Annotated in this window: 27 protein-coding genes; 7 read left to right on the forward strand and 20 right to left on the reverse strand. The window is 44.3% G+C overall.

Translation table 11 applies throughout. The features are described from left to right. Window positions 1-27 precede the first annotated feature (27 nt). Both DBT_RS04885 and DBT_RS04890 read right to left on the reverse strand, forming a co-directional pair. Entirely contained in the window at window positions 28-1,200 is a 1,173-nt protein-coding gene (locus DBT_RS04885) for an iron-containing alcohol dehydrogenase (RefSeq protein ID WP_067617109.1), read from the reverse strand. A gap of 94 nt (window positions 1,201-1,294) precedes the next feature. Beyond that, a complete protein-coding gene (locus DBT_RS04890) occupies window positions 1,295-1,993 on the reverse strand; it encodes a lipid-binding SYLF domain-containing protein (protein WP_067617112.1) in 699 nt (232 codons plus the stop codon). A gap of 429 nt (window positions 1,994-2,422) precedes the next feature. Between DBT_RS04890 and speD the strand changes: the two genes are divergently transcribed. From speD to dusB, 4 genes are read left to right on the forward strand one after another with little or no spacing between them, the layout of a single operon-like run. Beyond that, the gene (gene speD / locus DBT_RS04895) at window positions 2,423-2,860 is read left to right on the forward strand and encodes an adenosylmethionine decarboxylase (RefSeq protein WP_067617114.1); all 438 of its coding nucleotides are present in this window, start codon (window positions 2,423-2,425) and stop codon (window positions 2,858-2,860) included. A gap of 1 nt (window position 2,861) precedes the next feature. Continuing rightward, window positions 2,862-3,731 (forward strand): agmatinase, encoded by an 870-nt coding sequence (speB, locus tag DBT_RS04900; protein ID WP_067617117.1) that lies wholly within the window; start codon window positions 2,862-2,864, stop codon window positions 3,729-3,731. A gap of 2 nt (window positions 3,732-3,733) precedes the next feature. Then, complete coding sequence (locus tag DBT_RS04905) at window positions 3,734-4,501, forward strand: metal ABC transporter ATP-binding protein (RefSeq protein WP_244155312.1); 768 nt, start codon at window positions 3,734-3,736, stop codon at window positions 4,499-4,501. 3 nt (window positions 4,502-4,504) lie between these two features. Further along, entirely contained in the window at window positions 4,505-5,476 is a 972-nt protein-coding gene (dusB, locus tag DBT_RS04910) for a tRNA dihydrouridine synthase DusB (RefSeq protein ID WP_067617119.1), read from the forward strand. Here dusB and DBT_RS04915 read toward each other — a convergent pair. The 6 genes from DBT_RS04915 to DBT_RS04940 form a co-directional block, all read right to left on the reverse strand. Beyond that, on the reverse strand, window positions 5,466-6,236 hold the full coding sequence (locus DBT_RS04915; protein WP_067617121.1) for a GGDEF domain-containing protein: 771 nt from the start codon (window positions 6,234-6,236) through the stop codon (window positions 5,466-5,468). The two genes, dusB and DBT_RS04915, sit on opposite strands and share 11 nt — an antisense overlap. Next, window positions 6,226-6,444 carry a hypothetical protein gene (locus tag DBT_RS04920; protein WP_141674214.1) on the reverse strand — a complete coding sequence of 73 codons (219 nt, stop codon included), beginning with the start codon at window positions 6,442-6,444 and terminating at the stop codon, window positions 6,226-6,228. The genes DBT_RS04915 and DBT_RS04920 overlap by 11 nt, the downstream gene beginning before the upstream one ends. Window positions 6,445-6,789: 345 nt before the next feature. Next, entirely contained in the window at window positions 6,790-7,389 is a 600-nt protein-coding gene (locus tag DBT_RS04925) for a DivIVA domain-containing protein (protein WP_067617128.1), read from the reverse strand. Between the two features lie 18 nt (window positions 7,390-7,407). After that, on the reverse strand, window positions 7,408-7,707 hold the full coding sequence (locus DBT_RS04930; protein WP_067617131.1) for a YggT family protein: 300 nt from the start codon (window positions 7,705-7,707) through the stop codon (window positions 7,408-7,410). 4 nt (window positions 7,708-7,711) lie between these two features. Beyond that, window positions 7,712-8,749 carry a molybdopterin-binding protein gene (locus DBT_RS04935; protein WP_067617135.1) on the reverse strand — a complete coding sequence of 346 codons (1,038 nt, stop codon included), beginning with the start codon at window positions 8,747-8,749 and terminating at the stop codon, window positions 7,712-7,714. Beyond that, complete coding sequence (locus tag DBT_RS04940) at window positions 8,746-9,342, reverse strand: FmdE family protein (protein WP_067617138.1); 597 nt, start codon at window positions 9,340-9,342, stop codon at window positions 8,746-8,748. Before DBT_RS04940 ends, DBT_RS04935 begins: the two co-directional genes overlap by 4 nt. 230 nt (window positions 9,343-9,572) lie before the next feature. Here DBT_RS04940 and DBT_RS04945 point away from each other — a divergent pair, with 230 nt between their 5' ends. Then, complete coding sequence (locus DBT_RS04945; protein WP_067617141.1) at window positions 9,573-10,409, forward strand: class I SAM-dependent DNA methyltransferase; 837 nt, start codon at window positions 9,573-9,575, stop codon at window positions 10,407-10,409. On the opposite strand, the gene phoU is transcribed toward DBT_RS04945, so the two are convergent. The 12 genes from phoU to DBT_RS05005 form a co-directional block, all read right to left on the reverse strand. Beyond that, window positions 10,406-11,791, reverse strand: a complete 1,386-nt coding sequence (gene phoU / locus DBT_RS04950; RefSeq protein WP_067617144.1) for a phosphate signaling complex protein PhoU — start codon at window positions 11,789-11,791, stop codon at window positions 10,406-10,408. The two genes, DBT_RS04945 and phoU, sit on opposite strands and share 4 nt — an antisense overlap. 21 nt (window positions 11,792-11,812) lie before the next feature. After that, window positions 11,813-12,175 (reverse strand): YraN family protein, encoded by a 363-nt coding sequence (locus DBT_RS04955; RefSeq protein WP_067617147.1) that lies wholly within the window; start codon window positions 12,173-12,175, stop codon window positions 11,813-11,815. Then, window positions 12,172-12,795: a ribonuclease HII gene (locus DBT_RS04960; RefSeq protein WP_083186636.1), complete on the reverse strand. Its 624-nt coding sequence runs from the start codon at window positions 12,793-12,795 to the stop codon at window positions 12,172-12,174. Before DBT_RS04960 ends, DBT_RS04955 begins: the two co-directional genes overlap by 4 nt. Further along, window positions 12,795-13,142, reverse strand: coding sequence for a 50S ribosomal protein L19 (gene rplS, locus DBT_RS04965; RefSeq protein WP_067617150.1), 348 nt, complete (start codon window positions 13,140-13,142; stop codon window positions 12,795-12,797). Before rplS ends, DBT_RS04960 begins: the two co-directional genes overlap by 1 nt. Window positions 13,143-13,144: 2 nt before the next feature. Then, window positions 13,145-13,714, reverse strand: coding sequence for an RNA methyltransferase (locus tag DBT_RS04970; RefSeq protein WP_067617152.1), 570 nt, complete (start codon window positions 13,712-13,714; stop codon window positions 13,145-13,147). Next, a complete protein-coding gene (trmD, locus tag DBT_RS04975; RefSeq protein WP_067617155.1) occupies window positions 13,711-14,442 on the reverse strand; it encodes a tRNA (guanosine(37)-N1)-methyltransferase TrmD in 732 nt (243 codons plus the stop codon). The genes DBT_RS04970 and trmD overlap by 4 nt, the downstream gene beginning before the upstream one ends. Next, on the reverse strand, window positions 14,432-14,977 hold the full coding sequence (gene rimM, locus DBT_RS04980) for a ribosome maturation factor RimM (RefSeq protein ID WP_067617158.1): 546 nt from the start codon (window positions 14,975-14,977) through the stop codon (window positions 14,432-14,434). The genes trmD and rimM overlap by 11 nt, the downstream gene beginning before the upstream one ends. Before the next feature lie 19 nt (window positions 14,978-14,996). Beyond that, window positions 14,997-15,227, reverse strand: coding sequence for a KH domain-containing protein (locus tag DBT_RS04985; protein WP_067617160.1), 231 nt, complete (start codon window positions 15,225-15,227; stop codon window positions 14,997-14,999). Between the two features lie 20 nt (window positions 15,228-15,247). Continuing rightward, window positions 15,248-15,505: a 30S ribosomal protein S16 gene (gene rpsP, locus DBT_RS04990; RefSeq protein ID WP_067617163.1), complete on the reverse strand. Its 258-nt coding sequence runs from the start codon at window positions 15,503-15,505 to the stop codon at window positions 15,248-15,250. Window positions 15,506-15,592: 87 nt separating this feature from the next. After that, window positions 15,593-16,921, reverse strand: coding sequence for a signal recognition particle protein (ffh, locus tag DBT_RS04995; protein ID WP_067617166.1), 1,329 nt, complete (start codon window positions 16,919-16,921; stop codon window positions 15,593-15,595). A gap of 15 nt (window positions 16,922-16,936) precedes the next feature. Continuing rightward, entirely contained in the window at window positions 16,937-19,300 is a 2,364-nt protein-coding gene (lon, locus tag DBT_RS05000; RefSeq protein ID WP_067617234.1) for an endopeptidase La, read from the reverse strand. Window positions 19,301-19,313: 13 nt separating this feature from the next. Next, window positions 19,314-19,754, reverse strand: a complete 441-nt coding sequence (locus DBT_RS05005) for an Hsp20/alpha crystallin family protein (RefSeq protein ID WP_067617169.1) — start codon at window positions 19,752-19,754, stop codon at window positions 19,314-19,316. A gap of 453 nt (window positions 19,755-20,207) precedes the next feature. Between DBT_RS05005 and prmA the strand changes: the two genes are divergently transcribed. Next, a complete protein-coding gene (gene prmA, locus DBT_RS05010; RefSeq protein WP_067617173.1) occupies window positions 20,208-21,116 on the forward strand; it encodes a 50S ribosomal protein L11 methyltransferase in 909 nt (302 codons plus the stop codon). 23 nt (window positions 21,117-21,139) lie between these two features. Further along, on the forward strand, window positions 21,140-21,883 hold the full coding sequence (locus DBT_RS05015; protein ID WP_161939913.1) for an RsmE family RNA methyltransferase: 744 nt from the start codon (window positions 21,140-21,142) through the stop codon (window positions 21,881-21,883). Window positions 21,884-22,120 lie beyond the last annotated feature (237 nt).

Genomic DNA, 22,120 nt, shown 5'->3' on the forward strand with positions numbered 1-22,120 from the left:
AAAAAATCCCTTCGGAATTTAATTTTTTCAAAGGGCGAAACTCAACACCTCCCTGATTGTATCCCTATCATAGACTTTTTCCATACCCCAAATCTTCGACTGAACCAGAGCATTTTCTGCAATTGCGTCAATGGCATCTTCTCCAATATTTAAATCACCAAGGCAAATGGGTACATCTATGGATTTCAACCATGCGGAAAATGCCTCTATCCCCATCTCAATAGTTGCCATGCTGTCTGCCTGCTCTTCCACCCCCATTACATTGGTGGAGAATTTGATCAATCTCTCTGGCCTCTTTTGGGAAAAGTACCTCATCCACCCTGGCAAGAGTGCTGCCAAGCCTGCCCCATGAGGCACGTTATATATGGCACTTACGGCGTGTTCGATGAGATGTACAGGGAAATGATGATCGCCTACACCTGCCTTTGTAAGACCATTTAAAGCAAGGGTCGCTCCCCACATCATTGCCCCCCTATGTTCATAGGAAGTAGGATCAGAAATACAGCCCTCAGTCGCTTCCATGATTGTCCTCATTAACCCTTCTGCCAAGGCATCCTGAACAGGAGTGAAAGGGGCAGGGCCATTAAAATAGGGTTCCATGAGATGACACACTGCATCCACACCGCCGTAGGCCGTGTAATCCTTTGACACAGAATATGTGAGTTCAGGATCCAATATGGATACCTTTGGATAGAGCAATATAGAAGCGGTGGCGAGCTTATGCCCGGATTGTTCGTCGGTAATAACCATGTAACCATTCATCTCAGAACCTGAAGCCGCTAGAGTCGGAATTGTAAAGACAGGCAGCGCACTTTTTATTTCGGCCTTTCCAAGAAAGGCGTCCCAGATGTCTCGATCATCCATTACAGCCCCAGCGGCTATGGCCTTGGCACTGTCCATTACGCTTCCCCCACCTAGGGCAAGAACTCCATCAAGTTTTTTTTCTCTCGCTATTTTTATCCCTTCTCTAACCTTTGAGAGCAGTGGATTCGACTTAACGCCTTCAAGTATTTCAAAACGGACACCAGAGCTCTCTAAAGAATCTTTTACCTTTTGAAATGCCCCTGTGTGCCTTGCACTACCGGAGCCCATGACCAAAAGGACTGTTTCCACAGTCCCTTTGAGCACATCCCCTATTTTTGTCACTTCTCCTCCACCAAATATTATCTTGGTTGGATTGTAAAATTCAAACTTTTCCATTTTAGGCCTCCTTTTAGGTTCAAAGTTCAAGGTTCCTTCAACTCAAAACTCAAAACTCAAAACTTCTGAACTACTCAACACTTTAAAATAGCCTTTATTTCCCCAACTTCTCCAGATAGGTAATTATTGCCTTGGCTGACTCTGGAATGACTGATACACGACCTTCCAATATTTCCCTTGGCGTATAAGGCTTCTTCCAAAAGGCCTCATCTGCATTGTAGTCATGGGCAATATATGTTCCTTCCAGTGAAATACCTGCAAAAAAGCCCTTACTCCTTGAATAAGAGTATATTTCCGACCTTAAGGTGATATCAGTGGATGCCTCTAACTCTCTCCCAACTGGGCCGGCTGATACTCCAACTTCACCGCCGAGAGTAAAGTTTCCTCTAAAGAAGGGGCGAAGTCCCCTATCATTCATCACGACCAATATTAGATCTGTGGATTTTACCCCTATCTGCCATCCAAAGCTCCCGCCACCAATCGTAAGAAATACCGGGCCAAACCACTTATTACTTTTGGGATCTCTGGCAAAAATAACACCTCTTCCAAAGCTCCCGCCAATAATAAAGCTACCTTTGTATACAGATGGAAAAATTGCTATTGCCCTACATCTTTTAAAGAGCTCTTTTGGAATAGTCCTTTCCGGTATAGCTTGGGCTTCTTTGAGCACAGCAAGGGCATTTTGCAACCGTTGTTGTTCACCCCCTGCCAATACCATTTCAGTAGATAAAAAAAACATTGAAAAAAACACAATTAGACCCATTTTGATTGTCTTTGAAAATCCCATCATCATGACGTATAGTCCTCCTTTGATACTTTCTCCTAAATCCCATAAATTCTAATATAGTGAATGGAAGAAAAAACATATTTTTCAATTCATATTGACAGGTTACAACTCTTTAACTCAGTATTAGAGGAACATTATTGTGAAAAATGTGCTCACGCCAGCTTAGGGATTAACAATTTCGCCCAATCTGCAGGGTTGTCAGTGGCTTGACATACCAAAGTACGCCTTTTTCCATCCACCTTAATCCAATGGCCCTCTTGCCTATTTTAAGGATTTAGGGATTAGGTAATCTCTAGTCATCATATCATAAAACCCTCTAAGATCTACTTTTCCCTTGACATTTTTCTACCATAACCTTATAAAGTAGCGCCTCACCGTTAAATCTCTATATCCCCTTTAGAAGTGGGATTAAAATTCATTTAAGGGGGGATGGCCATGGACACAATCGAATACGGCTTTGGTCAGCACTTAATGTTGGACGGTTACGGCTGTGACAGGGAAAAACTTATGGATCTTAATGGTATCTACGATTTCTTAAGCAGATACCCAGATGAGATTAACATGACAAAGATAATGCCTCCTTACGTATTTAAATACTCAGGCAAAGTGCCAGAAGATTGGGGGATATCTGGTTTCGTTCTCATCGCAGAGAGTCATATCAGCATCCATACGTTCCCTGAAAAGCTATACTTGAGCCTTGACATCTTTTCCTGCAAGGCCTTTGACTCAGATGCAGCTATAGAGCACATTAAAAAGATCTTCGACATTAAAAAGGTAGAGATAAAGCTCCTCGACAGAGGACACGAATTCCCAAAAGTTATCAGGAAAGTACATCACTTCTTGAGAAACGAACGGGCCAATATGACTGTCTAAGGTGCAGAACCAATTCCTCAACCTCACACCTCCATATTCAAGCCGGGACCAAGCCAAATGGTTTTTGATCCCGGCACCTTTTGATGCATCTACGTGTTACAGACCTGGAGCACGTTTCGGGCCACAGGCCATCATTGAGGCCTCTACTCAAATGGAACTCCTGGACGAGGAATTGCTGTTTGAGCCCTACAAGATAGGTATACATACGACTCAGGCAATTGAACCTGTGCTAGACCCTGAAAAGATGGCTGAGTTGGTAAGAGAAGAGGTGTCAAAGGCCATTGACCAGGGGAAAATGGTATGTACCCTCGGGGGAGATCATTCAGTCAGCATTGGGGCAATAACTGCCTTTTTTAATGCCTTCGGACCGTTAAACATAATCCAGTTTGATGCCCATCTGGATCTAAGGGAAAGTTATCAGGGCTCTAGATTTAGCCATGCGTGTGTAATGAGAAGGGTCTGGGACCTAGGCAATCCCATTCAAGTTGGAATCAGATCATTTTCTGGAGAAGAGCTTACCTTTTTGAAAGAAACAGGGGCCAAGCCTATTTTTGCAAAGGATATATTTAGTGATCCGCAAGGTTCCATTGACTCAGTCATAAAAAGCCTGGACAAGAGCCTTCCCACCTACATTACTATCGACCTTGATTGCCTCGACCCATCTGTTATGCCTGCAGTTGGTACGCCAGAACCAGGAGGCATGTTGTGGTATACCCTTCTCAACTTCCTGCAGACGATTATTTCTAATTCTAATATTGTTGGCTTTGATTGTGTTGAACTTTCTCCAGTACCGGGTATAAATTTCCCAGAATTTACAGCAGCTCGTCTCATTTATAAAGTCATCGGTTATTGTCAAAAGGACAAAATATAATTGTGACTTCTCCAACTAGAGTAAAAGGTAATCCAGTAGTAGAAGTAGAACATGTCGACTTTTTTTATGGGAAACACATGGTACTCGAAGACGTTACCTTCTCAATTATGCCAGGGGATTTTCTCGCGGTTATTGGCCCCAATGGTTCTGGGAAGAGTACACTACTTAAATTGATTTTAGGGCTTCTAAAACTCCAAAAGGGAAAAATCCACATAATAGGCAAGGACTTAGAACATTTTAATGAATGGTGGCGCATAGGATATGTACCGCAAAAGGCTGTTCATGTAGATAAAATATTCCCAATCACTGTAGAAGAAGTAGTTGGCCTTGGAAGAGCATCAAAAAAAAACCATCTAAAATGGCTAAATAGAGAAGACAAAATAGCTGTAAAAAGGGCATTGAAAAAGGTCGGTATGGCCCAATTTTCTCAGAAAAAACTCTCTGATCTTTCTGGTGGACAGCAACAACGGGTCTTTATAGCAAGGGGTATCGTGAACGATCCAGAAATATTGTTTCTTGATGAACCAACTACAGGAGTAGACGTTAAGGCCCAAGATGAATTTTACGAAATGCTCCAGGAATTCAATAAAAATGGCATCACCATCGTCATGGTTACCCACGACATAGCTGTAGTAAACAAGTATGTCAATAAAGTGGCATGTCTCAACAGACGACTGGTATTTCATGGAACCCACGAAGAATTTTGTTCTTCTAAAGAGGCACTGTCACTATTTTTAAGAGATCATCACCTTGTGGGACACCGACATTAGAAAATGTCTGAAACTGGCTTGGATTATATCTTAAAAACAGTTCATTGCCGTCCCATAATTGCCTTGGCACCACTGGCTGGTCTTACGGACCATCCCTTTAGAAAGATTTGCACGAGATTTGGGGCAGATTTTGCCGTCACTGAGATGATATCCTCTGAAGCCCTCATAAGACGAGTTCCCAAGACACTCCACATGTTAAAATATGTGGATGAGGAACCACGCACCTTGGTCCAGATTATGGGCTCTAGTCCCAAAGTCATGGCAGAGGCTGCAAAGATTGCAGAAGACCTCGGTGCCATGGCCATTGATATCAACATGGGGTGTCCTGAGAAGCGTATAGTGTCCCAAGGAGCAGGCTCAGCCCTTTTAAAGGATCCAGAACGAGCAGTACAAATTGTAAAAGAGGTAGTGAAGGCAGTCGATCTCCCTGTCACGGTGAAAATACGCCTTGGATGGGGCCATGGAGAATTTCAGGCAAAGGAGCTCGTAAAGGTATTTGAAAACCTTGGGATCAAGATGGTCGTCATTCATGCCAGGACGAGGAATCAGATGTTTAGAGGAACTCCTAATTGGCTGGCCTTGAGCTCTATTTCTCAGGATTTAAAGATCCCCTTAATCGCAAATGGTGATGTTGTCAATAGTGCCACATTCAAATCCTGCCTTTCTCAGGCAAAGGCCCAGGGTGTTATGATTGGTAGAGGGGCCCTTGGACGACCATGGATTTTTAGCCAATTAAATGCAACCTCTAATGAAGCCCCTAAGGAAGAAATGCTACATATGCACAAGGATCTAATTTTAGAGCATCTCCATTCCATCATATCCTTTTACGGTAGCCATAGGGCCATCACCCCCCTTAGGCTCCATCTTTCATGGTATTCCAAAGGCCTTAAGGGGAGTGCCAAATTTAGGGAGACGCTCACAAGGACTCAATCACCATCTAGTATGATCAATGAATTCGAAAAATTTATAGTGTGAAATAACAGTTCCTACCAGCCCGTTTTGCAGCATAAAGTAAGTCATCTGTGAGTTTTATCCAGGCTTCTTTTCCCAATTTTCCATCCCACTGACTCACGCCTACACTAACTCCTAATTTTTTCCCAAAAGGCGTCTCAATGTCCAGCTTGTTTACGGCATTTATTATCCTCTCTACAAGTATTTTGGCCTCTTCAAGTCCTGTATTTGGTAACAAAATGGCAAATTCATCTCCCCCCAGCCTGGCAACCAGGTCTGAGGCACGAATCATATCTTGAAATACCACTGCCACCTTTTTTAATATGCGGTCTCCTTCATCGTGACCAAGGCTGTCATTGATCTCTTTGAAATTGTCCAAGTCCAGTATGGCGAGACTGATTGGAAAACCATAACGGCTGCTACTTGTCATGAGTTCTTCAATCTTTTCCTCAAACACCCTTCTATTTGCCAACCCAGTGAGGGCATCCATTCTTGACTGTCTGTAGAGTATCTCAAAGTAAAATACCCTTTCGAGAGTATTGGTGAGGATCTTGACTCCGCGTTCAATAATGCCAAGCTCGTCAGCAGAAAACAGCTCTCTTTTTCGCAAAACAATAAGCTTGATAACCCCCATCGAGGTCTTAATGGTCTCAATTTTAAAACCGCCTCTTTGTCTATTTCTTTCTACAATAGCCTTAGCGGTATCTATGAGGTGGGACTGTTCAGAACCATGGTGTGAGCACACAAAATGCCACTTGCCACTCAACTCATCCCTAATTCCCAAGGCACACAACTTCCTGACTTAACCACAGGGAAAATGCATCAACAGCCCCATGTATATCAACTACCTTTGCAAGTCGCTCGTAGAGGGCATTTTCCAACTCTATATTCCGTATTTCAGAAAACAGTTTATTGACATCTATTCTGGAAAAATCAGAAAACATCAATTGCATAACATCGGCTTGTTGTTCGACTTGTCTATATCTCAACATATATTTCCTCCCCAAAGGATCGGGAACAACCATGACTTGATGGATAGCCGCCTCCTGGCCTTACCTATTACTTAGTAATTTTAAAATGCAAAATACGTACCACCATCGAGTCCATAGAGGGATTACAAGAACAAAAAATATAACTATACGCATAAGTTATTGTGGAATAGTCACTTTCCAGAAGTAGAGTTTTTGACGCCTGTGGCCGATTCAAATCTAATAATTCACCATTTTTTAAAGGCGTAAGGCGATTAAGTGGACAGTGGTAGGAAAATTAATGTAGGAGATGTTAATATTTCCTATCAATAGTGACAAAAAATTGACATCATCAAAAACTATAAAAGATCAGATGTCAAACTCATCGTCTTCAATGAGTTCCACCCCAGTGAGCCTTGAATCTGACAGATCCTTTGACGGCTCCTTTGGCTTGGGGGAGGAATCTTTGCTGGGCTCAGGCCCCTTCTGGGACTGGGGCTCTTGTAATTTATAGTTTTTTTCCAACTCAGCTTCCTTCTCTAATGCCTCTAAATAGCCCATTAACATTGACTTGAGTTGGCTTATCAACTGGCTCTTTTTTCTCCTGAGTTCGTCTATAGATAGACTAAGACGCCTTTGCTCATCTCTTGCCTCGTCAAGGAGTCTTTCACTCTTTGCCTTGGCCTCTTTTATGATTAGGTCTGCCTCTTGTTTGGCCTGGGCCTTTAGCTCATCAATGACCTTTTGTGCAGAAACAAGGACCTTGTTTATCTCCCTTTCTTGTTCCTTGAAATTCTTTAATTCCTGTTCAAGTTCATGGACACGTTCTCTGAGTGCATTTCTCTCCTTGACGAGGCCTGTAAAGGTTTCGGCTATTTCTTCTAAAAAACTATCCACCTCATCCTTGTCATAGCCCCTTAGAGCCCTCTTAAACTCTTTTTCAAGTATGTCATTGGCTGTGATGGCCATAGGGCAATCTCCTCATATTTAGACAAGCCTATAAGCAAGCTGGTGAAGGGTGGTCACTAGAAAACTTTTAATAAACACAATGGCTATTATTACTACCATTGGGGTTAAATCAATTCCCCCAAATTGCAAGGGAAGTATCCTCCTTACTCTATAAAATACTGGTTCAGTTACTTGATATAAAAATCTTACAATAGGATTAAAGGGATCTGGGTTCACCCAGGAGATTAGAGCCTGTACTATGACGATCCAAATGTAGAGTGAAAGCACCATATCAATGACTGAGGCCAATGCATTTAAGAAATTGGCGAGAATAAACATTTTTCTATCCACCTCCTTTTCCAAAGGGACACACAGGGAACTTACAGGACTTACAGTTCAGACAAAGGCCACCATGGCCCAAAGCTGCAATCTTCTCCCTTGTAATACGCTCTCCAGCCACTACTCTAGGCAAGATTAGATCCAGGACCGTGACCTTGAAATACATGCCGCATGCAGGGATTCCAAGTATAGGGATGTCATTGATATAGGATACTAAAAACATTGCTCCAGGAAGCACTGGTGAACCATATACCTCATCTGTTCCACCGGCAAGCCTTATCCCATATCGTGTGACATCGTCAGGATCAACACTCATTCCTCCAGTACATAGGACCATTTCCGCTCCTCGGTCTATTGCTGCCCGAATCTCTTGAGCTATCCTTTCCGGCTCATCTGGACAAAGTACTGTCGACACAACAATTATCCCCAGAGAGGACAATTTTTCAGCCATACGTTTTCCAAAGGCGTCCTTGACTCTTCCCTCAAACACCTCTCGGCCTGTAATCACTATGGCACCTCTTTTTATTTTCCACTGGGCAATGGATATTAACCCGCCTCGGCTCTCGCCTATGGATTCCACCTCATCAATGATTGATTCCTTAATAATAAGGGGTATGGCCCGGCCTGCTGCCACCTGGTCTCCTGCTCTGACCACGGTGTTGTTGTGTATTGTAGAAAGCATGACTTCTCCAAGGAGATTCATTTTATAAAGCCCTTCTACGTCAACCTTGAAGAGGCCATCTACTTTTGCCCTGAACCCAACCTTACCCTCTTTTGGATCTTCATCCCATAGAATATTCGGACCAGCCACTGCCCTTGCCAGCCGTAGTGCTGCGTCATCTTCATGGAGCTCTCCTTCCTCGAGTTCAAGGCAAAATATGTGCTCCTTGCCCAGACGCTTGAGATGTTCCACATCCTCAGGCCGTATGACATGCCCCTTTCTAAAAGCGGGTCCTTTTTTCTTACCCGGCACAATCTCTGTAATGTCATGGGGAAGGATCATCCCCACAGCCTCTTCAACAGGGACCTTTTTAAGGCTCATGAGTCTTTCCTCCTGTAGTATCCTCCGTAGGCACAGGCACGACACAAAATCTTTCCATCTTTTTCCACCTCACGACAATCTTGAACGTATTCCCCACACGATTCGCACTGGACTCTTCTCAGAGGACGTCCTGGAAGATCACACTCAGGGATCTCTACCTCAACTTCCTGGACTTCAAACAATTCCTCATCTGGCATTACCTTATATGCCTCTAGCTGACGTTTATACTTGTCCTCGATTTCTGGAAAATAGTTTTTGGAGAGCTCCCGTGCCTCTTCCCTGGCAACTACCCTATAGGATATCCCCTTTTTGAGATGGACAAATGTGGCTGCCATGACTCCATAGTCCTTCCAGCGAAGGGACCTTTTTCCTAGGCTGCAGCCAGTTACTGACTGAATGGCATCGGTGGCACACCTATCTATTTCCACAAAGACCATAAAGGCCTTCCTGTCCTTTCCCTTAGGATCCTCAATTCCTATCAGCTTTAGCCCAAGCATTGCAAGCCGCACTCCAAGGACTTGTCCTGGACAAAGATGGCCGTGGAGTTTAACAGACTCTTCCAAAAGCATTTCAAAGCGTGATCCTTCAACCATTTTATGCTATTCTCCTCACAAGAAATATGCATACATAATGCCTGCGTTGGTCTGTGGCCGGCTTAACCAACCACACGTACACGTTTCGTTCGCTGACTTGCCACAGACGAACAAAGGCAGTGGTAATGCAAACATATTATACCAAAAATGCAATTTCTCACAGGGTAAGCAGTAGCTATACTTAAAAAAAGGGCACCCAGGGGGCTCAAACGGCGAAAGGAGAACTTGTCATGAAAGGATTTCCAGGGCCAGATTTTTGGAGGGAGCGCCTAAGACCAAAGGGAGAAGGGGAAAACAGACGTGAACTAACAGGCCAATGTTGGGATAAAGCAGCCAAGACATACGATGATCTTGAAAATGAACCTGACTACGCCAAACTCACCCAAGGGGTCTTTGAAAAGATGGCCCAAAAGGGCATCCTCACAAGAGATTTTAGCCTAATCGATATTGCATGCGGTACTGGGAATTATGCCCTCGTCTTTGCCCCATATTTAAAGGAGATAACAGGCGTTGATATCTCTGCTGGAATGCTGGAGAGGTTTAGAGAAAAGGTTAAAGAGCGAGGGATCTCCAACTGCAAAATAATCCATCAGGACTGGCGCTCATTCGAAGCAAAAAAGGAATTTGACATCGTATTTTCCTCAATGAATCCTCTTCTCGGATACCACAAAAATATCGATCAAATGCTAAATCTCTCTAAAAGATTCGTCGTCCTCATAGGTTGGGCAGGTGTCAGAAAGAATGTCTTTCTTGAAGAGATCAGTAAGAAAATTCTAGGACATCCCCCCCAGGCTCCAAAGAGCGACATAACAGTGGTATTCGGGTATCTTTATTCCCTGGGATATGCTCCTGAGATTCAATATTTTACTGGAACATGGCACAGGACCTATGAGCTAAGTAAACAGATTGAAAGAATAATCTGGCGCCTTGAGTTTGAAAGGGATCTTACAGCCAGGGAACGTGAGATTGTCAAGGATGAACTCATGGCCATCTCAAAAAACGGCATGGTCACCCTGGAGACGAAGGTCAGAATTGGTATGATATTTTTGGACAAGGATCTCAATTAACGGGCTATCATAGACCTCAAAATATCAGCCGCGTTCTCAGCATGATCTGCTGCACGGCCTATGAGTTCTATTAGCCTCAACATGTACATTGCATCAATGGCTCCGTCTACCCTTTCAAAAATGAGCTTTTTTAGTCTATGCTCAAGGGTATCTGCCTCATGTTCTCTTGTCCTTAAGGCTAAAATCTTATCCTTAATGTGGACTCGAATGTCTTCGTCTCCTGTCTGAAAATACGTACGTGCTGCATGTATGATCGGTTTGAGATCTTGGCATATGGAAAGGCAAGTACCATAGAGTTCAAAAATCTTTTCTTTGACATCAGAGTCTAAAGAAACACTCCTATAACTCAACCACTCAACTATGTCTTCTGCGGTATCTGCTACGTTGTCTTCTTCTTGGAGGTACAAAAACAACTCAAACTTATCTATGGGCATTATTATGCCCTTTGGAAGGTGAGATCTAACATTTCTACTTATGAGATCTGCAGCATGTTCAAGCTCACTAACCTTTTCGCTTATTGCCTCAAAGAGCTTTTTCTCACCATTAAAGTAGGCATCAAGTGCGCTCCTTGCCTCCTCAAAACAATCTGCAACATATTTGGCATGATTCTCTAGGCATTCGAGTGGTTCCCTACGCCTTCCATCAGACTCTGGTGGGCATGGAAATGGTTCCTCTTTTTCCTCAGTCTTTGTTTTTATCTCTAGTTTTTTCCCAGGTTCCTTTGCCTCTTTGTGTCGAACGAGTCTACCCTCTACGAAAAATATTACGTCTTCAGCAATATTAGTGGCAAGATCGGCAATTCTTTCTATATTTAATGCAAGGATAATATGATATATGCCGGCACGGATTTCCAGACGCGAGGCCTCAACCGCATCTATCTCTTCCTTCATTACCTGGCTATATAATTCATCTACAATCTTATCTCGCTTTTTCACCTCCCACGCTAGATTAGTATCGCCGTATACGAAGGAATTAATACTGTCTCCGAGCATTGATATTGCATGATTTGCCATATCTTTTAGTCCAGGAGAGGCAATAGCAAGGGTTATTTGTCCCTCTGAAAGTTCATGGACCTTTTCAGAGATATTTACCGCATGATCCCCTACTCTTTCCAATTGCTCAGCAATCTGCATTGCAGAGGTGAGAAACCTTAAGTCCACTGCCATAGGCTGTTGAAGGACTAAGGTCTTGAGGACGAGGGAATCGATCTTGTTTTCCATTTCATCTATTTCCCAATCATGATCAATAACCCTTTGGGCAAGATCTGGATTTTTTTGCTGCCAGGCAAGTATGGACGTCCTAACTGCCTCTTCAACAAGGGCAGACATTTGAAGTAACAAATTTTTTATTTCTGCAATCTCTCTTTGGACCTTGGCAGTCATTTGCTCTCCTACCCCTTTCTCTCATGCCTCAAAGGCAGAGACAATATGGTGAATCTTAGTATTTTCCTTTTCCCCTATAAAGAAAACACAGTCAAACCGAAAATTAAATTTTTCAACTCCCTTTTCCATAATATACCATTTAGCGGCCTTTAAAATCCTGTCTTTCTTCCAGTCAGTAATGGCCTCTTCTGGTCCGCCGTATCTATCGCTCGTCCTGGCCTTTACCTCCACAAATACAATATAATTTCCCTGCCTAATTATAAGGTCTATCTCTCCAAGAGGAGTTCTGTAATTTTTTTCGAGTATATCATACCCCCTTTTTTGAAAAAAGGCGCATGCAGCCTCTTCCGCCCATTTGCCAAAGCACTTCCTTGAAGGATTCATTGGACTACCCCACGAAAAGACCTCCTATGAATGGGACAAGGCCCAAAACGTCTTAGAGCTTCCCTGTGTTCCTTAGTAGGATAGCCCTTATTTTTAAAAAAATTGTAGTGCGGATACAAATTATGGAGCCTTTCCATTATCTGATCCCGGTGAACCTTTGCAATAATAGAAGCAGCACTTACTGATTGAGAAAGAGAATCTCCTTTTGGGATGGTCCTAAGGGGAAGTTGACAGGGGAATGGCTGATTCCCATCCACCAATACAGCGTGTGGGGTTGGTTTGAGGGCCTCCACTGCAAGGCTCATGGCCTTTAGGGAGGCCTGAAGGATGTTTAATGAATCTATATCATCTGGCCCGATTTCTTTAACAGACCACGCAACTGCTCTTTTCTTTATCTCAACACTAAGATGCTCACGGGCCTTAGCACTCAGGGCCTTAGAATCGTCAATTCCCTCAATAATTTCACCTTTAGGTAGGACAACAGCACAGGCAACAACAGGTCCCGCGAGACATCCTCTTCCTACCTCATCAACTCCTGCCACTAATTCCAGGCCCTGGTCCCAAAAAAGCCTTTCAAACCGTAGCCTGTCTGGACATTGGGACTTGGCCTCGAAAAGCATTACTTAGTACGAATCTTCTGCTTAGCTGCTTTGCCCCTAAGATTTCTGAGATAGTAAAGGCGTGCCCTTTTTCTCCTACCAACAGTAACGAGTTCAATCTTATCGATCATCGGAGAATGGACAGGGAAGGTCTTCTCTACACCTACTCCATATGAGACCTTTCTTACGGTAAAGGTCTCAGAAAGCCCACCACCTCTGCGCTTAATAACAACACCTTCGAAAACCTGAATCCTCTCTTTTTCTTCACCTTCTCTGATCTTAGTATAGACCTTGACTGTATCCCCAGGCCTAAAATCTGGGATGTCCATACGCATCTGTTCAAAGGCAAGTTTTTTGAATATATCCATCTTTAAATCCTCCTTGACAAGAGTCTATCTAAGGTTATGGCGACTGCACTCCTTACAGACAAATGATTGTAGCAATTTTTACCCTTAATTGGCTCAATAATAAAGTCTGAAATTGAAAAAACTTCTTCTGAAAGGCCTCCTGCTGTACCAAACAGGATCAACACTGGCTGCTCGCCTGACTCATCTATGCGTCTTCTGGCATCCTGCCAACAAAGCCTATTTTCTCCGTCCCTAGCGCTTGTTGTCCAGATTTCTGGCCTCATCCCAGTCTCCTCCTCTATAGAGGAAATGGCCATTTCCACACTTTCTAGCCCCTTTACAACTGAGAAGGCCTCTTTCCTCTCAGGGTTCGACTTCCCACCAGCCCCTTTTTTCCAATGTGCCATTATATCGTTTAGAAGCATAAGTTGGGTCTCTGAAGGATTTATCACAAAAAATGAGTTGACCCCAAAGGTCCTGCAGGTTCTCGCTATATCATGAATATCCAGATTGGTAATTGCGGATATAACTGGCTCACCCCTTCTATTGACCACAGGATGATGCACAAGCCCAACATAAATTGGCTTTTTCATGGCGTGGACCCCAATTCATCTAAAAGATTCATGTCCTGCTCTGAAAGTTCTATCTTCTCCAGGAGATCAGGGCGCCTAATAAGCGTAGTCCGTAAGGCCTCTTTTCTTCTCCATTTGGCGATCTTCTTGTGGTCGCCAGACAAAAGGACTTCAGGCACCTTCCATCCCAAGAATTCCCTGGGCCTTGTGTATTGTGGGTACTCCAAGATCCCCGTAGAAAAAGACTCATTTTCAGGAGATTCTGCACAGCCAAGCACCCCAGGCAATAGCCTCATTACGGCATCCATAACCACAAGGGCTGCTGGTTCGCCTCCGCTAAGGACATAGTCTCCAATTGAGAGTTCAAGGTCCACAAGGTGCTCTGAAACTCGCTCATCTACCCCTTCATAACGTCCGCAGATGAGAATGAGTCGCTTCTTTTGAGCAAGCTCTTCACAAAGTGATTGATCAAGTAGTCTTCCTCTGGGGCTCAATAGTACAACAAATGGACTGGGGCCTAGGGGAGTAACGTGCTTGAGGCAATGATAAATGGGCTCCACCTTCATTACCATGCCCTCTCCTCCCCCATAGGGCCTATCATCAGTTGTCTTGTGTTTATCCTGGGCAAAATCCCGTATATCCCAGGTCCTGACATCAAAGGCCCCCTTCTCACGACCACGCCTAAGAATACTCACATTTAAGGGAGAAACAAAAAATTCTGGAAATATTGTCAGTATGTCAAAGAGCATTTGCCTCTATAAGACCAGGAGGAGGGTCAACAACTATGACTTCTTCCTCCTTCCTAATCTCCTTTACAATATCAGCTACTAAAGGGACGAGAAATTCCCCAGTCTCACCCTCACACACTATTAAATCATGTCCTCCTGTTTCCAGGCAGCCCTTGACTACTCCAAGAGAGTTGCCCGACAGGTCTACAACTGCAAAGCCCTCTATCTCAAACCAGTAAAACTCGTCTGGCTCTAATTCGGGAAGATCATCAACCCTACATAAAACTTCACACCCCTTCAGGAGTTCAGCAGAGGTCCTGTCTTCCAATCCAACGAGTTCAAGGATTAATCTCTTTTCTCTCTTTGGCCTAACCCGCTTAACTTCGTATTCTTTATCAGCCCCGGCCTTTCCAGCGCCCCCGAGCACAACAACCTGCACGCTCGACAGCACCTCGGGGTTTCCTGAATACAAAAAAATTTCGAGAGCACCACGCACCCCATGGGCTCTCGACACCCTTCCAATGGGCAAAAGGCCCCTATTTCGAGCCTTCCTCACTATTGTTTAGTGATAAAAATTACTCAAGAATCTCTAGCACAGCTCTCTTCTTGAGCTTTGTTGAGGCTGCGCTCAAAATAGTTCTCATGGCCCGGGCTGTTCTGCCTTGACGACCAATAACTTTACCGAGGTCTTCCTTGGCCACCTTGAGCTCGATGACCGATGTCTGCTCACCCTCGATCTCATTTACCTCCACTGCATCTGGATTATCTACCAGAGCCTTTGCAATGTATTCAATCAACTCCTTCATGAACACCTCCAGGGATTGGGTTATGCAGCCTGATCTTTATAAAAACCGGCCTTTTTTAATAAACTGTGTACTGTTTCTGTGGGCTTTGCACCTTTTGCAAGCCACTTCTTCACCTTTTCAGCATCTACTTTAAACTCGTAGGGATCCTTTAGCGGATCATACGTCCCGAGGATCTCCAAAAAACGGCCATCTCTAGGCGCTTGAGATTCCGCAGCCACTACCCTGTAAAAAGGACGCTTTTTCCGTCCGCCCCTTGAAAGCCTAATGCGAATCGCCATTAAAACCTCCTACACTAGATCACAAAGTATTTCCCAAACAGGAGCGCTAAAAAATAATTTAAAAAAAGGGCAAGCGCAAGATCAAAATCAACCAAATAATCCCTGCGGAAAACCACGAAACTTCCCCTTTTTAAACTTTTTTATCATTTTATGCATTTCTGCATAATTTTTTAAGAGCTTATTAACGTCCTGGACCGTTGTACCACTGCCCTTGGCAATCCTCCTTCTCCTACTGGCATTAATAATCTTGTAGTCAGCTCTCTCCTCAGGAGTCATGGAATTTATTATTGCCTCTATATGAATGAGCTCTTTTTCGTCTGGCACAAGGCCCTTCATCTTTTTTAATTTATTGAAGCCAGGGATCATGCTAAGTATCTGTTCCAGACTTCCTAGGCGCCGTATCTGACGAAGCTGATCCCTAAAGTCCTCCAATGTAAAGGCATCCTTTTTGATCTTCTCCTGGAGCTTGAGGGCCTTTTCTCGATCAATGGTCTCCTGAGCCTTTTCAATAAAGCTCAAGACATCGCCCATTCCCAAGATTCTATTTGCAACACGGTCAGGATGAAAGGCCTCCAGTTCGTCCAGTTTTTCTCCTATACCGACAAATTTGATTGGCTTACCAGTTACTGCCAGGATACTTAGAGCAGCACCACCACGGGCATCACCCTCGAGCTTGGTAAGGATTACACCTGTTATTCCAAGGGCATCATCAAAGGCCTTGGCCATATTCACTGCATCCTGTCCTGTCATGGCATCTGCCACAAGGAGGATCTCTTGAGGCGCCACCTTTTCTTTCATGGCCTTCAATTCGCCCATAAGCGCTTCATCAATATGAAGCCGGCCAGCAGTATCAATGATGACCGTATCAAGATTCATTAAAGGCGCCTTGAGCACAGCCTTTCTTGCAATCTCTACAGGAGGCTCCTTTGGATCACTAGGGTAACACTCTACCCCCACTTGTTTTGAAAGGACCTGAAGCTGTTTTATTGCAGCTGGCCTCTGTACGTCTGCAGGCACCAAATATGGTCGCCTTCCTTTTTTCTTTAAAAAACGAGCAAGCTTCGCACTGGTAGTAGTCTTACCAGAACCCTGAAGTCCAACTAACATAATTACTGCAGGGCTTTTCCCTGCAAGGGATAGCGATGACGTCTTCCCACCAAGGAGCTCAATGAGCTCCTGATGCACTATCTTGACCACCTGTTGCCCTGGGGTGAGGCTCTCCATCACCTCTTGGCCCAAGGCCCGCTCTTTTACCTTAGCAATAAAGTCCTTTACAACCTTATAGTTTACATCTGCCTCAAGTAGGGCAAGCCGTACCTCTCTCAGTCCTTCCTGGATATTTTCCTCAGTTAGACGGCCGTATCCTTTGAGCTTTTTGAATACAGAATCAAGCCTCTTTTGGAGATTATCAAACACAGTTTTAAACCCCTTTTACTTCTTTTTTCTCTTTCCATTTGAAAACACTATATTGATAGCCTCATCCAGGGTTTGAATAAAGTGGAATTTTAATACCTCTTTTACCTCTTCTGGCACATCAACAAGGTCTTTTTTATTCCGTTTTGGAAGTATTACCTCTTTGATGCCTGCCCTATGTGCTGCAAGGACCTTCTCTTTTATTCCACCGACTGGAAGGACCTGGCCCCTCAATGTAATCTCCCCGGTGACTGCAACCTTTGGATTTGCCGGCCTTTCCGTGAGAAGAGAAATAAGGGCAAGGGCCGTAGCCACTCCAGCAGAAGGACCATCTTTTGGCACAGCACCGGCTGGTACGTGGATATGAATATCTGTGGTCTGAAATAGTTCAGAATCAATCTTCAAATCCTTGGCCTTCGACCTAACAAGGCTAAGGGCAGTTTGAGCTGACTCTTTCATCACATCACCAAGCTTGCCTGTAAGGATCAGCTTTCCATTGCCATCCATTTTGGTGGCTTCTATAAAGAGAATTTCCCCACCTGTTGGGGTCCAGGCAAGCCCTGTAACGACACCTGGGACCCTGGTCCTTTCCGCTACTTCTGATTCAAAACGTGGTGGCCCTAAAAATTCGTGTAGATTACTTATACTGACTACGATCTTCTCAGTTTCGCCCATTGCAATGCGCTTTGCAACACCGCGAAGGACTCCAGCGATTTCTCTTTCTAAATTCCTGACCCCAGCCTCTCTTGTATAGTCAGTAATGATCCTAGATACCACCTTCTTGGGAATGCTCACATTTCGACGGGTGAGACCATGTGCCTTAAGCTGCCTGGGGATTAGGTATTTTCGTGCAATCTCTAGCTTTTCCTGCAATGTGTAACCAGAAAGTTCGAGGATCTCCATACGGTCAAGGAGTGGAGCTGGTATGGTCTCCAAGACGTTAGCCGTTGCAATAAATATTATCTTCGACAGATCAAACTCCACACCGAGGTAGTGATCTGTAAATGTGGCATTCTGTTCTGGATCTAATACTTCAAGAAGTGCAGAGGCAGGATCTCCTCTAAAATCCGTTCCGATCTTATCGATCTCATCTAACATAAAAATAGGGTTCTTTACCCCGACGCGCCTCAGGCCTTGAATGATCCTACCTGGCATAGCCCCCACGTAGGTCCTTCTGTGCCCTCTAATCTCTGCCTCATCCCTAACACCACCAAGGGCAATCCTGTAGAATTTCCTGCCCAAGGCCTTTGCAATGGACCGTCCAAGGCTTGTCTTACCAGTGCCCGGTGGGCCTGCAAAGCACAGTATTGGGCCTTTGGCATCTGGCTTCAACTTCCTCACCGCAAGATATTCAATAATGCGATTCTTTACCTTTTCGAGGTCATAATGATCCTGATTGAGGATCTCTTCTGCCTTTTCAAGGTCCAAATGATCCTCTGTCTCCTCATGCCATGGAAGTGCCAATATCCAATCTATGTAGTCCCTGCTTACTGTATATTCAGCAGACGACGGATGCATCTTAGAAAGACGCTCCAACTCCCTTTCCACCTCTTTTTTAGCGGATTCAGGGAGTTTTTTGGCCTCTATGGCCGCCTTCAACTCTTCTATCTCTTCTGGAGCGCCTTCTGATTCTCCCAGCTCTTTCTTAATGGCCTTGAGCTGCTCTCTGAGATAAAATTCTCTCTGAGTCTTGTCCATCTGGTCCTTAACCCTGGACTGTATCTTGTGACCGAGTTCCAGGATCTCAAGCTGTTTTGTCAGGATCTCAATGGCAATCTCAAGCCTCTTCTTAATGTCCAGGGCCTCAAGGACTACCTGTTTTTCTTCTGGAGGGATGTTGAGATGGCTCACAACCACGTCTGCGAGCATACCCGGATCTGTGATATTCAGGACGATTGCTCCAAGCTCATTGGGGAGATTTGGGGAAAGCTCCAAAACCTTTGAAAATGATTGCCTTATATTGACCATGAGGGCCTGCACTTCAAGGTCATCCTCAGAGACCACCTCCTTAGCAGGCTGGACCTTTGCCTTCAAATAGGGCTCTTTTTCAGTAAGCTCGAGGAGATGGACCCTTGCAACCCCCTGTATTATGAGTTTGGCGTGCCCTTCGTCATCCTTTGCCATACGCAGGATGAGACCAATGGTGCCAACACGTTTGAGATCCATCTTGCCCTGCTCACGCTCTTTGGAAAAGACTACGGCAATAGTCCTGTCAGAGCCTAGGGCATCGTCTATCAATTTTACAAGATTAGGGGGCTCCACAATCCATGGGACCACCATGTGTGGGAACAGCACCAGGTCTTTACTAGGCAAGACCGGAAGCTCCCTGATCGTATCCTCTGAAAACTCTCCGTTTGTAGTTACTTGGTATTCGTCACTCATTGAAACCCCTTTTTTATTCTTCAACCTCGATTTTTCGCCCTGATCCCTCTATCCTTTTTGGTAACTTAATTATTAAAAGGCCATTTTCAAATTGTGCCGTTGTATTTTCCGCATCTACTTCACAGGGTATTTTCACTATGCGTTCACCGTCTCCATAAACAACTTCCATAAAATGGAATCTCCTGCTTCCTGGGCCAAGGGGTGACGTACGCTTTCCCCTTATGCGTACGAATTGTCCCTCTACCGTCACACTACAATGTTCTTTTGGAACGCCAGCCATATCTGCCATTATGTACAGAAAATCGTCGTCTTCACACACATTTAGAGGAGGTTGCCAACCTCTGGGAAGTCTTCCTGTAGAAACTCCCATTTGAAAAAAGTCATCTACCATCCTTTTAAAATGTTCTGATAACCTATCAGCTTCATTACCAAATTTAATCTTAATAACGGGCATGGGACATCACCCCAAAGAATTTATTTTTTGTATAGCCTAAAGCCTACGGCCATGGCATAAATTAAGTATCATTATTTTAGTTATAAGCCAGGAAAATAGACATGCAACAAAATTTTTAATGAGAACCTAAATCCTGCAATTGGCGAGTTTGCCCAAGATTTGAGGCGCGAGGGGCGAAGACGTACTTAGGTACTTCGAGCCCCGAGCAACAAAGAAGATTGGGTAAAATCGCCAATCCCGAAGGGCGGCTGCCCCCTTTTGCCGTGCAGGATTTAGGTGAGACCTAAATCTCTACATAGCGAAACCCTGGAAAATCAATTAGATTGCACCTAATTCTGTAACTGCCAAATTTGTTGAAGCTGCAAGACAAAGGATGCGACTTTATCCCAGATTACAAATTATGGCATTGACTATGCCAAATCGAATTCCAGGATTTAACCAGAGGAAGCCACTATGAATGAAATATGGATTGAAGTATCTATACACATTAACTCTAAACGCAATTTAAGGGAAGATCCCGATCGTAACCAGCTAATAGATGTTATTAGCGACTTTCTTGTCTCTAATCTAAATCGAGGGGTAATAGTAGACGATCATACAATTATTAAGGCCTTTTTTACCCCCCAGGAATTTGAAGGGGAGCTATTCTCAGAACTTCAACATTTCCTAAATGATCTCAAAAAACTACACGGTGATTATTTAGAATTTCAGGTAAGTACCCGCCACATTTTAGAGGAAGACTGGAAAGACGGCTGGAAGGCATTTTTTAAACCTTTAAAAGTTGCAGATAGACTCGTCATAAAACCCACTTGGGAGGACTATATACCCGACAAAGGCGAGATGATCATTGAAATCGACCCTGGGCAGGCCTTTGGAACAGGGACCCATGCCTCTACAAGACTTTGCCTTGAATTCCTGCAGGAGCTTATCAAAGAAAACAAGGCCCAAAAGATACTTGATTGCGGTACAGGCACTGGAATATTGGGTATTGCTGCTGCAAAACTCGGGGCCAAGTCCGTCCTTATGATTGATGTAGACCCAGTTGCAGTAGATGTCGCACGGGAAAACTGTGAACTGAACCGAGTTCACCACCTTTGTAGCGTTAGTACAACACCAATTTGGGAGATAGAAGACACTTTTAACATAGTTTTGGCCAACCTCGACAAAAACACCTTGATCCTTCTATCAAAAGACCTCGTACGAGTCCTAGCCCCCAAGGGTTCACTCATCTGTTCAGGGATCATTAGAGGGCAAGAACGTGACCTAATAGAGCGCTTCACTGACCTGGGGCTCAGTTTAAGTCAATCAAAGGAAGACAAAGAAGACCCAGAGTGGTTGGGGCTCGTCTTTCACAGGGACTAGATTGGACAGAAGGCAGGCGAGCGGTGCGTGACAGAAGGTTTCTGGTCTCCACTGAGGCAATCTTAGGTGAAGGACCAATAAGGCTATCAGAAAAAGAGGCAAGACACCTCGCTGTTGTGTTGAGGTTGGGGGTAAAAGACACGGTTGAACTAATTGATGGAAAAGGCCATCTCCTAAAGGGCGAAATCCAGGAAATCAATGCAAAAAAGAATTTGGTATTAGTAAAGCCAGTTGCCCCACCCATATTCCAGGACGACAGACTCCCCATCATATTATTTGCGGGACTTTTGAGATCTGAAAAAATGGACCTCGTGGTTCAAAAGGCCTCCGAAATGGGAATAGAAAAGATCATCCCAGTTATCACTCAAAGGTCAGTGGCACGTCCTGGAAAAGAAAAGACAAAGAGGTGGGAGGCTGTTGCACTTCAAGCCCTAAAACAATGCAAAGGGCTCATGGCCCCAGATATTAGCCCCCCAACTGCCTTTGAAGCGATCCCAGAGGTTGTAAAAGATCTTAAAGTGAGCTTTGCTACAGTACTAGCCCCTGAGCCAGGACTTCCTTCACTGCTTCACTGCCTCATTAAAAAATCTACTCCCTACGCAATATTTGTGGGTCCTGAAGGAGGATTTACAGAACACGAGTTACGGTTTTTAACAGATGTAGGCTTCACTCCCTCTAGCCTCGCCCCAAGGGTCTTAAGGGCAGAGACTGCTTGTATTGCATCCATTGGAATAGCAGTGAATATTGCAGCAATGGCAAAGGCATGAATTGTCGGTTTTACCTAAATCCTGCACGGCAAAAGGGGGCAAAATTGTTTTTTAAACATTATATCAGCCAGTTGCTTGACAAAAATCATAGCTTTAACCTTCACTGTTTTAGTGAGTATGGAACCCATTTGATTTTGCCACCTTTTGCCGCCCTTCGGGATTGGCGATTTTGCCCGGGTCTCTTTGTTGCTCGGGGCTCGACGTACCAAAGTACGCCTTCGCCCCTCGCGCCTCAAA

Origin of the sequence: Dissulfuribacter thermophilus (genome assembly GCF_001687335.1) — a bacterium.
GTDB classification, from domain to species: Bacteria; Desulfobacterota; Dissulfuribacteria; order Dissulfuribacterales; family Dissulfuribacteraceae; genus Dissulfuribacter; species Dissulfuribacter thermophilus.